Below are 13,551 nucleotides of genomic sequence, written 5' to 3'. Positions count from 1 at the left end.
CTGGTTTTGCTGAACTGGCCCGGTTTTCAGAGCGTCTTGCCCTGAAGACCGGGCCAGTCCTGTCTCTGCTCCCCGAAAACTGGGCCAGTCTGGACGCGCCGTTGTCCACATAGCCTCCGTTACTTCTGCCGCAGGCCAGGGCAGGCAGGCATTGTGGCCTCATGGACCCTACAGAGATCCTCAGGTCGGCCGGGGGAGTACTGCTGCGGCGTGACGTGCTGGCCGCAGGGGCTACGGAAACGGCGCTTCGGCGGGCGGTCCGGAGCGGCCAGGTGGTACGCCTGGAGCGGGGCGTCTTGGCCGTTGCAGGCGCTGATCCGGAGCTGATGGCTGCCGGCAGGGCCCGCGGTCTCCTGACATGTGCCTCCGCAGCCCCGAAATACGGCCTATGGCAGCTGCGTTCCGCCGCGACGCCCCATTACTGGCACAGCAATGGGCGGAGTGCAGCCCGATGTGTCAGCCACAGGCTTCCCCTGACCCAGCAGCCGCAGCACAGGACGCTTGCAGCACTGCCCGACGTCCTGCTCCACGCGCTGCTGTGCCTGCCGGAACTCGAATCCGTGGTCATGGTGGAATGCGCCTATAACCGCGGAGACATTGAGCCCGGCCATCTCTTCCGCCTCTTGGATGGCAATCGATGCGGCAAGGCCCGGCAGGTGCTGTCCAAGGTTGAGCGTGGCGCGGACTCCCTCCTGGAAACCCTGGCCCGGGTGCTGTTCAGGGATGCCGGGATAGCCACGGAGACGCAAGTGTGGATCGAGGGAATAGGACGTGTGGACTTCCTCCTGGAGGGATTCCTCATCGTCGAGATCGATGGAATCGCCTTCCACATGGAGCCACGGCAATACAAGAAGGACCGCCGCAGGGATAACGCCGCAATACGTCGGGGCCTGCCCGTGCTCAGATTCTTCTACGACGATGTGGTTTACGCGCCGGAGTCCGTCTTGGCGCAGGTGCGGGAGGTGCTGGCGCGGGGTTCGCTGCGGTGGCCGCAGCCGAACCAGCCCAGTTTTCGACAGGACTGGGTCTAAAACTCCGGGCAGCACGTCAACTAGGGGACCAAAACTGGGCCACTTTGGAAGCAGGGCCTAGAAGCTCAGCATCGGGGTGACCTTGACGGTGTCGCCGGAGACGTCCAGGCGGGTGGTGAAGCTGAAGTCCACCTCTGCGTCCAGCGGGTACCAGGCCCCGGTGAACGAGTTCTGCTGGAGCGCCTCCACCTTGGCCTTGCCGTCCAGGGGCGCCACCACCCAGCGGCCGTCGAACGGCTCCACTGATACACCCGGGTACTTGGTCACGGTCCACCGGATGGTGCCGTCCTGGACCCTGTTGTTGCTGGTGTAGTAGAAGGGGCAGTCCGGCTGGAGCTTCTGTTCCTTGACGGCCTCCGCCGCGCAGCCGTCCAGGAACTCCCGGATCTTGGCTGCAACGTCGTTCTTCAGCTTGTCCGTGGCCTGGGTCAACAGGTTGAGGGGCGCCACCGGGGCGTCCTTGGAGGTGACGGTGGCCCTGGTGGCGGGTGCCGAGAAGTACTGTCCGTCCAGGGACGCCTCGTATTCGCCCGGGTAGAACACGGCAAAGGAGTTGCGGCCGTTGGGCATATTGACCGGGACGCCGTTGACGTCAGCCTCGTTGCCGTTGACCACGGTGATATCAACGGTGGGCAGCCGGGACGGGACAAACGCCCAGGTGTTGAAGAACAGCCACTCGGTGCCGGTCTTCTGCAGGAGGAAGTCAGTGTGCAGCCGGCTGCCGTCGATGGTGTACTCCAGGGGCACCGTGACCTGGTTGTTCGGACGTTCCTCAGGGTCGCCGATCTTGATGTTCGCTACACGGGACGCCGCCGTCTGCAGCCCGGGGCCATCCAGCATTGCAGCATTGCTGGGCGGGACCGCGGCCCGCAGGAGTCCGAGTGCACGCCCGCCGTCTCCGCTCCTCAAAGCATCCAGGTATTCCCGTACCGGCTGCTGCGGGCTGGCCACGGTGTTGTTCACAACGTTGATGGCCACGATGGCTCCGGCAATGGCAAGCATGAGGCCCAGCAGCCATCCGGCCGCGATCCTCACCAACGCTTGACTCATCTGCACGTTCCTTACAGTAACGGCAGTGCGGACGCACACTAAAGTTGGCGTCCCCCCTATCTTGCCGGGCAACACCCGGTTAATGCCCGACGGCGGGTGGCCGGGCCGGCATTGACACGAGCCTTGGCGGTTCCCGGGACACCCGTTGCAGGGTGGGCGCGGCAAGGTCAGCGGCGGCGGCGCCGGGACGATGTGCCGAACACGCCGCGGAGCAGTTCGCGCCCCAATTGGGTGCCCATGGACCGTGCCATGCTCTTGAGTCCGCCGCCCAGGGCGCCGCCGAGCACTCCGCCGAGGTCGCCCATCATGCCGCCCGGTTGCGGCTCGGGCTCCCGCGACTGCGGCTGCCGGGACCGCGGTGCGCGCGGAGCCTTTGTCCGCCGTGGCGTTTCACTCGCCTCCACGTCCTCCGCGCCGCCGTACTGGGGTTCAGGATCCTGCGTGGGAACCGGGGCCTGCGGCGGCCTGCTGCTGGGCCGGCCCAGGATTTCCTCCTCGATCCGGCGGGCTTCGGCGTCCACGTCGTAGCCGGCGGGCGCCGCAGGTTCCCCGGCCGGGGTGTCGGCCGCCGGACCCGTGGGCGCGGCCGCCTTGCCGGTGAGCTTTTCGTAGGCGGAGGGGTTGTCCACCGCTGTTCCGTACTTGCCCAGCAGCGCGGAACCGGCCACCGTGCTGCGCACCAGGGTCTCCTCGCTGGGGCCCATCAAGGACTCGGGTGCCCGGAGCCGGGTGAGGGCCACCGGCGTGGGCGCGCCCTTTTCGTTCATGACGGTAATGACGGCCTCGCCGATACCCGCTGAGGTGAGGGTCTCTTCGAGGTCGCAGTCGCTGACCGGGAACGTGGACACCGTGGCTTTGAGCGCCTTGGCGTCCTCGGGGGTGAACGCGCGGAGGGCGTGCTGCACCCGGTTGGCCAGCTGGCCCAGGACATCGGCGGGGACGTCCTTGGGTGTCTGGGTGACGAAGAAGATGCCCACCCCCTTGGACCGGATGAGCCGGACGGTGGTGGTGATGGCGTCAAGGAAGGCCTTGCTGGCCCCGTTGAACAGCAGGTGGGCCTCGTCCAGGAAGAACACGAGTTTGGGCTTGTCCAGGTCGCCGGCCTCCGGAAGGTCCTCGAACAGGTCCGCCAGCAGCCACATCAGGAAGGTGGAGAACAGCATGGGCTTGGTCTGCAGGGTGGGCAGCTCCAGGCAGGTGACCACGCCGCGGCCGTCGGGGGCGGTGCGCAGCAGCTCGGCGGTATCGAACTCCGGCTCACCGAAGAACTTTTCCAGCCCCTGCGCCTCGAGGCCCACCAGTTCGCGGAGGATCACCCCGGCGGTCGCCTTGGACAGCCCGCCCAGTTCCTCCAGCTGGTCCTTGCCCTCGTCCGAGGTGAGGAACTGGATGACGGCGCGGAGGTCCTTGAGGTCGATCAGCTCCAGGCCGTTCTTGTCCGCAAAATAGAACACCAGCTGCAGGCTCGATTCCTGCGTGTCGTTCAGTTCCATGATGCGCGAGAGCAGGATGGGCCCGAACGAGGACACGGTGGCGCGCACAGGAACCCCGTTGCCGTCCCCGCCCAGCGCCAGGAACTCCACCGGAAACGCCTTGCCCTGCCACGGCTGGCCGATGCTTTGCGTGCGTGCGGTGAGCTTGTCGCTGCCGGCGGCGGCAGTCGCCAGGCCGGAAAGGTCGCCCTTGATGTCGGCCAGGAAGACGGGGACGCCGGCTGTGGACAGCTGTTCGGCCATCATGTGCAGGGTGACGGTCTTGCCCGTTCCGGTGGCGCCGGCCACCAGCCCGTGCCTGTTCATCATGGCCAGCGGCAGCCGCACCGGCGCGTCCTTGTGGAGCTCGCCGTCGATGATGGCGGCCCCCAGCTCGATGGTGGCGCCTTCGAGCGTGTAGCCCTTCTGGATGGTGGCAAGCTTCTCTGCTGTGGTTTTGGAGGCCATGGCGCCAGCATAACCGCGGCGGCCCAGGATGGGGCGGTGGCCGGGCGGTCAGTCCGGCCGGGAATTCCGCGGAACCGGGGCGAGCTCCTTGGTGAACGCCAGCGGTCCGATGGTTTCCGGATCGGCGTCGAGGTCGAACTGTGCCTGGTAGCCGGTGGTGAGGTAAAGGTCCCTGGCTTCGGGCTGCCGCGGGCCCGTGGTGAGGTACAGCCGGGTGTAGCCGCGGGCGGCAGCCAGGGCTTCCAGCTCGGCCAGCACCAGCCTGCCCAGACCACGACGGCGGTGGGCCGAGTGCGTCCAGATCCGCTTCAGTTCCGCGGTGGTTTCGTCGTACCGGCGGAACGCGCCGCCGGCGATCGACTCGCCGTCCTCCTGGATGACCAGGAGGGCTCCGTGCGGTCCCTCGAATTCCGCGGCGGGGTAGCGGTTCAGTTCCTCTGCGGCAGCCGTGCGGCCGAACAGGTCCCCGTAGCGGGTGTCGTATTCGACGGCGAGCTCGTCCAGGAGCGGCCGGACGCGCGGATCGTGCATGGGCAGGCTGAGGACCACCAGGCTGGCGGGATCAAGCGGCCTGGGACGAAGGTGTGGTTCTGCGGTCACTGGTTATTCCTTGTCACTGGTCGTTATTGTTGCCGGTCAGTTCTGTCCGGCGGCGGCTGGTTCCGGAGTCATGGTGGCCGGGGCAGACACATCTCCGGCAGCCACGCCGCGGGCAGTGCGGAGGATGGTCCGGGCCAGGGCATCGTTCTCGCGGAACGGCGCGGCGTTGGTGTTGGGCCGGGCAAAGGCGCCCGCGCCCCAGCCCGATGTTCCCGGGCCGACGCCGAAAAGGGTGGTGTGGGGCTTGCCGCCGGCCCCCACCAGCTGGTGCTGCGGGGAGACCAGGAGTTTCCCGGTGGAGTGGATGCCGTCGGAGGTCAGCAGCTGCTGCTCGCTGCCCAGGCCGCTCCCGTGCAGCGAGGCGAGCACGGGATTCAGCGAGCGGGCCACGGACGTGGCCGGCAGCCGCGCCTCGATCAGGGCCTTCGCCGTGACGGTCACCCCGGACTGGGCCGACGAAGCAACAAAAAGCCCGGTGGCCTCATCGGCGGAGACCTGGAGGCCGGGACCCAGGAACTGCAGCAGGCCGGCCCGGTGCAGCGCCAGGACCTGGCGGAGCCGGTGCGGCGGCGGACCGGAGTCCACGAAGCTGAAGAAGCCGTGCCACCAGCCGTGGATGACCTGCTGCGAGCGTGCGTTCAGCCGCTCGGGCGGGACTATGCGCCCCACCTCCATATAGACGTGCAGCAGGGCCAGGAACAGGGCAAGGGTTTCGGGGTGGTCAGGGCTGTCCCGCAGAGCCAGGTCCTGCTCGATGTATCCGGCCACCGCGTCCTGGACTTCCGCGTGATCGCTGAAGCGGCGGCCGTCGAAGGGGCGGTCCAGCCGCTCCAGGTCCAGGTGCAGGCCGGCGTCAGGGACCGCTGCGGCCACCAGGTCTTTCCGCCCGGGGCTGTACCAGTCCAGTCCCGCATAGGCGGAGGCGAACCCGTCCCAGCCCATGGCGGCGCGTTCAGGGCTTCCGGTCAGAAGCTCGCGGTAATAGTAGTAGCCGGCTTCCGTGGCGATCAGGGGCCAGAGATGCCGGTGGAAGTCCAGCTCGCCATGCTGCTGCAGCAGCGCATCCACGGCGGCGGCCGTAAAGAACCGCAACGGCCCGGGAGCCTGCCCCCGGAGGGCAGCGGAAATCTTCGAGTGGTACGGCACTCCCCGCCGGGAGCCGGCCCACAGCACCGGTTCCCGTCCGGACGGAAGGTAGCGCAGCCCGCCGTCGGACGTTTCCTGGAACCTGCCGCCGCGCCCTTCCATCAGGAGGACCAGCAGGTCCACGAACGCCAGGCCCATCCCGGCGACGATGACGTCCTGTCCGGGGGCAATGGGGGAGTAGTCGACGTCGGTGGTGTAGCTGGGTGCCGCGTGGTAGCCGCCGTGCCGGGCGGCGAAGTCCGTGAAGCCGGCGGACACGGCGTCCGGGAGGGAATCGGTGTGGCCCAGGGCGGTCACCACGATGTCCGCGTGCAGGGTCCGGCCGTTGGCCAGCCCAACCTGGTGGCCGCCGCCTTTCAGTTCCGTAATGCCCACTGCGGTGGTCCGGTGGACCGTGACGCTGCGGCCCAGGGACCTGGCGGCGCGGCGGAAGAACCACTCCAGGTACTGGCTCTGCAGCTGGCGGGTGGGAAAGGTGGTGCCGGTCAGGGACCGCAGCTGGTCCCACAGCGGCTGGGGAAAATCCGGGACGTCGATGATGGAGGCGTCCAGGACGCCGGCGGCCCATTCGGCCAGCGCCGGACCCGGTGCGGCGGGGCCCTGGCAGTCCACCGACTGGTCCGTGAACATGGTGATGTCCGCGGCCATGGAGTTGAGGAGGAGCCCGGGGTCCTGGTCGTACCGCCAGATGCGGCCCGAGCCCGGGATGTGCGGCTCCACCACGTGGATCTGCAGCGGCCCGGCGAAGACGTCCGGCCGGTTGGCGGCGATCCGTTCCAGCACACCCGCCGTGCGCGGCCCGCCGCCGATGAAGACGATGGCCGGGATGGTGGCTGGCATGGGCTCTCCTGACGGCGAGTGGGTGCGGGGACGGCGCGGAAGTGGCCGTCGGAGTGCCCATGCTAGGCAGCCGTGACGACGGCGGTCGAGCACCTGGTCACGGCCGTTAACTCCGCGTCACGGCGCGTTAAGGGACGCAAAAAACCGACTCATGACGCCGTGCGAAGCCCCGTGAAGTATTGCAACCATGCGCCTTGCTGGCCCGTTCCGGCCGGTCCTAGATTTGCAGCCAGCACCTCGGGGCGAGCCGCCCCGACGCCGGGCAGTCCGGCTCCAGTCCAGGAATGAGAAGTGAGGTGGCCCCGTGAGTTCAGCAACCAGGGTGGCGCAGTCAAAGCAGCCGCAACCGGCACAGCCGCAACAGGAACAGCCCGCGGCAGTGCCACCGGCAGTGCCACCGGGCAGGGCCGGCGTCCCGGAACGGGTCCCCGCGGACTATTCGTCGTACCGCGTGGTGGCCGCCAAGCATCCGTGGCGCTGGGTGGGGACTGCCGTCGTCGCCCTGGGTGTCCTGGCCGTGGCATGGTCGCTGGCCACCAACCCGCGCTGGGAGTGGGGCGTGGTGGCGCAGTGGTTCACGGCCCAGTCCGTGGTCAACGGCCTGGTGGAAACGCTGAAGCTGACCGCCATCTCCGGCGTCCTGGGGTTCGTGCTCGGCTTCATCCTGGCGCTGATGCGGCTCTCGGCGTCGCCGCTGCTGGTGTCCGTGTCCTGGACGTTCTCCTGGATCTTCCGGTCCACGCCGCTGCTGGTGCAGATGCTCCTTTGGTACAACCTGGGCTACCTGTACGAGAAGATCAGCCTGGGGATCCCCTTCACGGACGTCCGGTTCTTCGAGGTCCAGACCACCACACTGATCAGCCAGTTTGCGGCAGCAGTGCTGGGCCTGACCCTGAACCAGGCCGCCTACTCGGCTGAGATCATCCGCGGCGGCATCCTGTCCGTGGACCAGGGACAGCTGGAGGCCGCGGCCGCCCTGGGCATCCCGGCCTGGCGCCGCTCCACGCGGATCGTGCTGCCGCAGGCCATGCGCGCCATCCTGCCCACCGCGTTCAACGAGATCATCGGCCTGGTCAAGGGCACCTCGATCGTCTACGTGCTGGCCTACTCGGAGCTGTTCTACACCGTCCAGGTCATCTACAACCGCACCCAGCAGGTCCTGCCGCTGCTGCTGGTGGCCACGCTCTGGTACATCGTGATCACCTCCGTGCTGAGCGTGTTCCAGTACTACATCGAACGGCACTACTCCAGGGGCGCGGTGCGGAGCCTGCCGCTGACGCCCCTGCAGAAGGCCCGTAAATTCTTCGCCACCCACGCGGCAGTGCCCACCCGGAGGAACCCCTGATGACTGAGACCCTTACCGCCCCCACAGCCACCCGCGGCCTGGTGGAAATCACCGGTGTCCGCAAATCCTTCGGCGCCACGGAAGTCCTCAAAGGCGTCAGCCTCACCGTGGAACCGGGCGGGGTGGCCGTGATCGTGGGCCCCTCCGGCTCCGGGAAATCCACCCTGCTGCGCACCATCAACCACCTGGAAAAGGTGGACGGCGGCCACATCACCATCGACGGACAGCTGGTGGGCTACAGACTCCGCGGCGACCGCCTGCACGAGCTGCGGGAAAAGGAGATCCTGAAACAGCGCACCGACATCGGCATGGTGTTCCAGAACTTCAACTTGTTCCCGCACCTCACCGCCCTGGAGAACGTGGCGGAAGCACCCGTCGTGGCGCAGGGGCGGTCCAGGGAGGAGGCCCGCCGCCGCGGCCTGGAACTCCTGGACCGGGTGGGGCTCAAGGACCGGGCCGACGCCTATCCCCGCCAGCTCTCCGGTGGCCAGCAGCAGCGCGTGGCCATCGCCCGGGCCCTGGCCCTGGACCCCAAGATCCTGCTGTTCGACGAGCCCACCTCCGCCCTGGATCCCGAGCTGGTCAACGAAGTGCTGGACGTCATCCGCGAACTGGCCACCTCCGGCACCACGCTGATCATCGTCACCCACGAAATGGGCTTCGCCCGCGACGTGGCGGACACCGTGGTGTTCATGGACCAGGGCCAGATCGTGGAACAGGGCACCCCGCAGCAGATTTTCAGCAACCCCCAGGAACCGCGCACCCGGAGCTTCTTCTCCAAGGTGCTCGAACCGGCCTTCAACATCTAAGGACCACCCCCATGGCTTTCCCCACCCGCGGCCTCCGCCGCAGCCGCGCCCTCGCGGCGCGTCCCGCCGTCGTACTCCTCGGCACCGCACTCCTTGGCACTGCCGCGCTCGCCGGCTGCGCCGACCCCGGCGCCTCCGCCGCCGGCAACGCCAGCGGAGGAGCGCAGACGACGGCGGCACGCAACGGCGTGGTCTACAACACCTCACCGGACCAGCAGCGGATCCGGGGCGAGAAGGACGCGGCGCTCGCCGCCAAGGTCCCCGGGCTGATCGGCAGGGACGGCAAGCTGACGGTGGCCACCACCGCCGGGTCCATCCCGCTGTCCTTCCACGCCACCGACGACAAGACGCCGATCGGCTCCGAACTGGACATCGCCCAGCTGGTGGCGGACAAGCTGGGCCTGGAGCTGGACGTGCAGGTGACGTCCTGGGAGAACTGGCCGCTGAAGACCCAGTCCGGCGACTTTGAGGCTGTGTTCTCCAACGTGGGCGTGAACAAGGACCGGGTGAAGCTGTTCGACTTCGCCAGCTACCGGGCCGCGTACATGGGTTTCGAGGCCAAAAAGTCCGCCACCTATGACATCAAGGGCGCGGACGACATCTCCGGCCTGAAGATCTCCGTGGGGTCCGGCACCAACCAGGAAAAGATCCTGCTGGCGTGGAACAAGGAGCTCGAGGGCAAGGGCAAAGCGCCGGCCACGCTGCAGTACTACTCCTCCGACGCGGACACCATCCTGGCGCTGTCCTCCGGCCGGACGGACTTGAACATCGCCCCCTACCCGTCCACCGTGTACCGCGAGAACACCCGGGACGACCTGAAGGTGGTGGGCAAGGTCAACGCCGGCTGGCCCTCCGAGACCCTGGTGGCCGCCACCACCCTGCGCGGCAACGGGCTGGCACCGGTCATTTCCGAGGCCCTCAATGCCGTCATCAAGGACGGCTCCTACGGCAAGGTGCTGGAGCGCTGGGGCCTGTCCGAGGAAGCGCTGCCGGAATCCAAGACCATCACCGAAGAGAACTTCGCGGCCACGCAGGCATCGGCCGGCGCGGCCCCGTCAGGGAAGGCATCATGACCGCACAATCCACCGGAACCGCCCTCGAATCCTTCGACGCCGACTGGCAGGAATGGCACGCCGCCCACGAACAGCACCGCGCCCACCCGCACGGCTTCCTGGCGGTGACCCACCTGCACTGGCTGGGCAGCGAACCCGCCCGGCTGGAAGGCGTCCCGGGCACCTGGAGCGTGGCGGCCGACGTCGTCCGCATCCTTTTGGAGCCGGGTGACAGCCTGCAGCAGGACGGCACGGAGCTGAACACTGCGTCCGGGGCCACCGTTGAGCTTGGCCCCATCGAGGAGCGCGGCGGCATCAACCTGGTGTCCGGCGAGACCGTCATTGAGCTGGCCAAGCGCGGCGGCGAATACATCGTCCGGCCCCGTCATCCGGAAAACCCGCTGTTGCAGGCCTACCAGGGCACGCCCGCCTACTCGCCGGATGCCGCGTATGCCGTGCGCGGAACCTATGTGCCGTTCGAGGCGCCGAGGTCCACCACGGTGGGCGCCGCCGTCGAGGGCATCCAGCATGTGTATGAGGCGCCGGGCGAGATCCGCTTCAAGCTGGCCGGCCGGGAGCTGGCGCTGACCGCATTCAACGGCCACGCCCCCGGCGCCCTGTCCGTGCTGTTCACAGACCAGACCTCCGGCAAGACCACTTATGCCGCCAACCGCTCGCTGTCCGTAGTGCCGGCCGCAGACGGGTCCGTGCTGCTGGACTTCAACCGGGCCGTGAACCTGCCGTGCGCGTACACGGACCTGGCCACCTGCCCGCTGCCGCCGGCGGAAAACCGGCTGCCGGTGGCCATCGAGGCCGGCGAAAAGATTCCCTACGAACGTCAGGACCAGCAGTGAGCATCTCTTCAACCCGCCAGGGAGGGTTCCTTGCCCTTGAGCTCGACGGCGCCGGCTGGGACGGCGCGCACCTCACCCGGGCCGTGCTGGCAGCAGAGTCCGCGGGCTTCCATGCAGCAACCTTCACCGACGCACCCGCTCCGGGCCGCGCCAACGCGCTGCAGCGGGCGGCCTTCGCCGGGCCCGCCACCCGGACCATCGCCCTGGTACCCGAGGTGGACACCGTCTACACCGAGCCGTTCCACATCTCCACCCAGCTGGCCAGCCTGGACTACGTGTCCGGCGGCCGGGCCGGGTGGATCGTGACGGCAGCCGAATCGCCGGAGGCTGCTGCCGCCGTCGGACGCCCGTCCGTGACCGGCGCTGCACTGGGTCAGGAGGCCGCGGCGTCCATCGAGGTGTCCCGGCGGCTGTGGGATTCGTGGGAGGACGACGCCGTGATCCGCGACGTGGCCACCGGCCGGTACATCGACGTGGACAAGCTGCACTATGTCGATTTTGACACGGCGGTCGATTTCGAGACTCGTGCCGATTTTGCCGGCGCCGGCTATTCCGTGAAGGGACCGTCCATCATTCCGCGGCCGCTGCAGGGGCAGCTGCCCGTGCTGGCGCCCGCGTCCCTGCTGGGGGAGGTTCCCGCGGACGCCGTGGATGCCGTGCTGGTGTCCGCACCTGCCGCCGAACTGCTGGCGGCAGAGGTCCGCGATGTGCGGTCCCGGGTGGCTGCCGGCGTTGCAGTGGTCGCCGAGCTCGACGTCGTCCTGGACTCCCGCGGGCAGGTTGCGGCGGGGCGGGTGGCTGGCTTTGGCTCCGGCCGTGCTAACTACGCCGGTTCCGCCGCCGGTCTCACGGACTTCCTCACGGAACTCCTGAAGGAGGCCGACGGCGTGCGCCTGCACCCGGCGTCGCTCTTTGTCGACCTGGAGGAACTGGGCCGCCTGGTCCTGCCGGAACTGCGCCGCCGCGGAGTCCTCCGCCCGGTGGTGCAGGACGGCACCTTCCGCGACCTGCTGGGGCTCTCACGCCCGGTGAGCCGCTACGCCACCGCCGCATCCAACGCCGCTGCGCCCGCCGGCGCGGGAAAGTAAGGGGAACCACCGTGACACAGCACAACCGTGCTAAATCCGATGTCTTTGTGCCGTCGGGCCAGATCCAGTTTGGGGTCTTCTTCCAGGGCGTGAACTCCGGCACCATCTGGAAGGCCGCCGAATCGGGCTCGCAGACGGACTTCGAATCGTTCCGCCGCATCGCCCAGACCGCCGAGCGGGGGCTGTTCGCCGCGTTCTTCCTGGGCGAGGGGCTCCGCCTCCGTGAACACCTGGGCCGCCCGCACGCGCTGGACGTGGTGGGCCGGCCGGACGCGCAGACCATGCTGGCCGCACTGGCCTCGGTGACCACAAACATCGGGCTCGTGGCCACCCAGAACACCACGTACAACGATCCCGCCGACCTGGCGCACCGGCTCGCGTCGCTGGACCTGATCTCGGGCGGGCGTGCCGCGTGGAACATCGTGACCACTGACAACGCCTGGACCGGGGCCAACTTCCGCCGCGGGGGATACCTGGACCACGCTGACCGGTACAAGCACGCCGAAGCGTTCGTGGAGACGGCCAAGCGGATCTGGGATTCGTGGGAAACCCCGGACGGTCCTGCCCGGCGGGTGGTGCACCAGGGCCAGCACTACACGGTGGACGTGACGCCGCGGCTGCCGCGCAGCGCCCAGTACCGCCCGGTGCTGTTCCAGGCCGGCGACTCGCCCGAGGGCCGCAACTTTGCCGCCCGGCAGGCTGATGTGATTTTCTCCGCGCACCCCAAGTTCGACGACGCCGTGGAGTTCCGCAAGGACCTCGTGGAGCGGTCCCTGGCCGCTGGCCGGGGTGCCAACGCCGTGCAGATCATGCCGGCCAGTGAGTTCATCCTGGCGCCCACCGCTGCGGAGGCGGCGGAGAAGAAGGAGTGGGTGCGGAGCCTGCAGATCGGCCCGCAGCAGGCCACCGCCTACCTGGAGCAGTTCTGGGGCCGCGAGCTGTCGGCCTACGATCCGGACGGACCGCTGCCGGAGATCGATCCGGTGGTGGAGGAAACGTCCGAGACCCGCGGCAGCGGCTTCCACGGCGCCAAGGCGCGGCAGCTGGCGGACCAGTGGCGGGCCGAGGCCAAGGACAAGGGGCTGTCCATCCGGCAGTTCGTCACCTCCCGCACTGCACGGGTGGATTCCACCTTCACGGGTTCGTACGTTGAGGTGGCGGACCAGCTGGCCGAGTTCGCGCGGGTGGGGGCGGTGGACGGATTCAACATCTCGCCGTGGCTCATTCCCTCCGGCCTGGACGACATCGTCAACCACCTGGTGCCGGAGCTGCAGGAACGCGGGGTGTACCCCACGGAGTACCGCGGGAACACCCTGCGGGAAAACCTTGGGCTGGAGACGCCCGTGCGTTCTTCGGATGCGGCTGCTGAGGCGGTCCGGGCGTGATGCGGCTGATGCGGCTGGCTGTTTTGGCTGGAAGGGACGACGACGGCGGCACGGCGGGTGCCGTCGTCGACCCTTCCGCGGGGGCCGGTTCCGTTGTGGCTGGTTCGTCCGGGACCGTCAGCCTGCAGCTGACGCTGTGGGAGCAGTGGGTCTAGGGCCTGTTGCCGCCCTGCCTCGCAGTGCCCAGGCTGACGGCGTGGCCCCAGGGCTGGGGCGCTAGTCGGTTTCCGGGCTCTGGCAGTAGAAGCAGGTGCCGGCGTCGCAGTCTTCTGCAGTTTCCTGTTCCGTTTGGCGCTCACTCATCTCGGGTCCTTCCCGTGCGGATTGTGAAGTAATACCCCTTGCAGGGGTTTGCCCGGGACCCCTGCTGGGATCCCGGGCAAACACTGATGGTGGTGGGCTGGCGGCCGG

General features: G+C 68.4%; 12 protein-coding genes. 8 read left to right on the top strand and 4 right to left on the bottom strand.

The window, feature by feature from the left end:
• Nucleotides 1-161: 161 nt before the first annotated feature.
• Nucleotides 162-1,031, top strand: a complete 870-nt coding sequence (locus LDO14_RS19415) for a type IV toxin-antitoxin system AbiEi family antitoxin domain-containing protein (RefSeq protein WP_223993001.1) — start codon at nucleotides 162-164, stop codon at nucleotides 1,029-1,031.
• Nucleotides 1,032-1,088: 57 nt separating this feature from the next.
• Here the strand turns inward: LDO14_RS19415 and LDO14_RS19410 are convergent, their stop codons facing one another.
• The 4 genes from LDO14_RS19410 to LDO14_RS19395 all read right to left on the bottom strand — a co-directional run bounded on the left by LDO14_RS19410 (nucleotide 1,089) and on the right by LDO14_RS19395 (nucleotide 6,607).
• Nucleotides 1,089-2,081 (bottom strand): hypothetical protein, encoded by a 993-nt coding sequence (locus LDO14_RS19410; RefSeq protein WP_196804800.1) that lies wholly within the window; start codon nucleotides 2,079-2,081, stop codon nucleotides 1,089-1,091.
• Between the two features lie 167 nt (nucleotides 2,082-2,248).
• The gene (locus LDO14_RS19405; protein ID WP_223993000.1) at nucleotides 2,249-4,021 is read right to left on the bottom strand and encodes a helicase HerA-like domain-containing protein; all 1,773 of its coding nucleotides are present in this window, start codon (nucleotides 4,019-4,021) and stop codon (nucleotides 2,249-2,251) included.
• 48 nt (nucleotides 4,022-4,069) lie between these two features.
• Nucleotides 4,070-4,621, bottom strand: coding sequence for a GNAT family N-acetyltransferase (locus LDO14_RS19400; protein WP_223992999.1), 552 nt, complete (start codon nucleotides 4,619-4,621; stop codon nucleotides 4,070-4,072).
• 36 nt (nucleotides 4,622-4,657) lie between these two features.
• Nucleotides 4,658-6,607 (bottom strand): FAD/NAD(P)-binding protein, encoded by a 1,950-nt coding sequence (locus tag LDO14_RS19395; protein ID WP_223992997.1) that lies wholly within the window; start codon nucleotides 6,605-6,607, stop codon nucleotides 4,658-4,660.
• 391 nt (nucleotides 6,608-6,998) lie between these two features.
• Here LDO14_RS19395 and LDO14_RS19390 point away from each other — a divergent pair, with 391 nt between their 5' ends.
• The 7 genes from LDO14_RS19390 to LDO14_RS19360 are packed head-to-tail and all read left to right on the top strand — an operon-like array spanning nucleotide 6,999 to nucleotide 13,295.
• A complete protein-coding gene (locus LDO14_RS19390) occupies nucleotides 6,999-7,952 on the top strand; it encodes an amino acid ABC transporter permease (RefSeq protein WP_223995317.1) in 954 nt (317 codons plus the stop codon).
• Nucleotides 7,952-8,761, top strand: coding sequence for an amino acid ABC transporter ATP-binding protein (locus LDO14_RS19385; RefSeq protein ID WP_276573325.1), 810 nt, complete (start codon nucleotides 7,952-7,954; stop codon nucleotides 8,759-8,761). Before LDO14_RS19390 ends, LDO14_RS19385 begins: the two co-directional genes overlap by 1 nt.
• 11 nt (nucleotides 8,762-8,772) lie before the next feature.
• Entirely contained in the window at nucleotides 8,773-9,834 is a 1,062-nt protein-coding gene (locus LDO14_RS19380; protein ID WP_223992993.1) for a transporter substrate-binding domain-containing protein, read from the top strand.
• A complete protein-coding gene (locus LDO14_RS19375) occupies nucleotides 9,831-10,667 on the top strand; it encodes a DUF1684 domain-containing protein (RefSeq protein ID WP_223992991.1) in 837 nt (278 codons plus the stop codon). The genes LDO14_RS19380 and LDO14_RS19375 overlap by 4 nt, the downstream gene beginning before the upstream one ends.
• A complete protein-coding gene (locus tag LDO14_RS19370) occupies nucleotides 10,664-11,755 on the top strand; it encodes an LLM class flavin-dependent oxidoreductase (RefSeq protein WP_223992989.1) in 1,092 nt (363 codons plus the stop codon). Before LDO14_RS19375 ends, LDO14_RS19370 begins: the two co-directional genes overlap by 4 nt.
• 11 nt (nucleotides 11,756-11,766) lie before the next feature.
• Nucleotides 11,767-13,140 (top strand): NtaA/DmoA family FMN-dependent monooxygenase, encoded by a 1,374-nt coding sequence (locus tag LDO14_RS19365; protein WP_223992987.1) that lies wholly within the window; start codon nucleotides 11,767-11,769, stop codon nucleotides 13,138-13,140.
• Nucleotides 13,137-13,295: a hypothetical protein gene (locus LDO14_RS19360; protein WP_223995356.1), complete on the top strand. Its 159-nt coding sequence runs from the start codon at nucleotides 13,137-13,139 to the stop codon at nucleotides 13,293-13,295. The genes LDO14_RS19365 and LDO14_RS19360 overlap by 4 nt, the downstream gene beginning before the upstream one ends.
• Nucleotides 13,296-13,551: the final 256 nt, after the last annotated feature.

Origin of the sequence: Arthrobacter sp. NicSoilB11, assembly GCF_019977375.1 — a bacterium.
GTDB lineage: Bacteria > Actinomycetota > Actinomycetes > Actinomycetales > Micrococcaceae > Arthrobacter.
The sequence above is the reverse complement of the archived record's forward strand: the minus strand, read 5'-3'. Positions and strand labels throughout refer to the sequence as shown.

Coding starts and splice junctions, on each gene's coding strand:
- LDO14_RS19410 (WP_196804800.1), bottom strand. CDS start 2,081: ATGAGTCAAGCGTTGGTGAGGATCGCGGCCGGATGGCTGCTGGGCCTC.
- LDO14_RS19380 (WP_223992993.1), top strand. CDS start 8,773: ATGGCTTTCCCCACCCGCGGCCTCCGCCGCAGCCGCGCCCTCGCGGCG.
- LDO14_RS19375 (WP_223992991.1), top strand. CDS start 9,831: ATGACCGCACAATCCACCGGAACCGCCCTCGAATCCTTCGACGCCGAC.
- LDO14_RS19415 (WP_223993001.1), top strand. CDS start 162: ATGGACCCTACAGAGATCCTCAGGTCGGCCGGGGGAGTACTGCTGCGG.
- LDO14_RS19405 (WP_223993000.1), bottom strand. CDS start 4,021: ATGGCCTCCAAAACCACAGCAGAGAAGCTTGCCACCATCCAGAAGGGC.
- LDO14_RS19395 (WP_223992997.1), bottom strand. CDS start 6,607: ATGCCAGCCACCATCCCGGCCATCGTCTTCATCGGCGGCGGGCCGCGC.
- LDO14_RS19385 (WP_276573325.1), top strand. CDS start 7,952: ATGACTGAGACCCTTACCGCCCCCACAGCCACCCGCGGCCTGGTGGAA.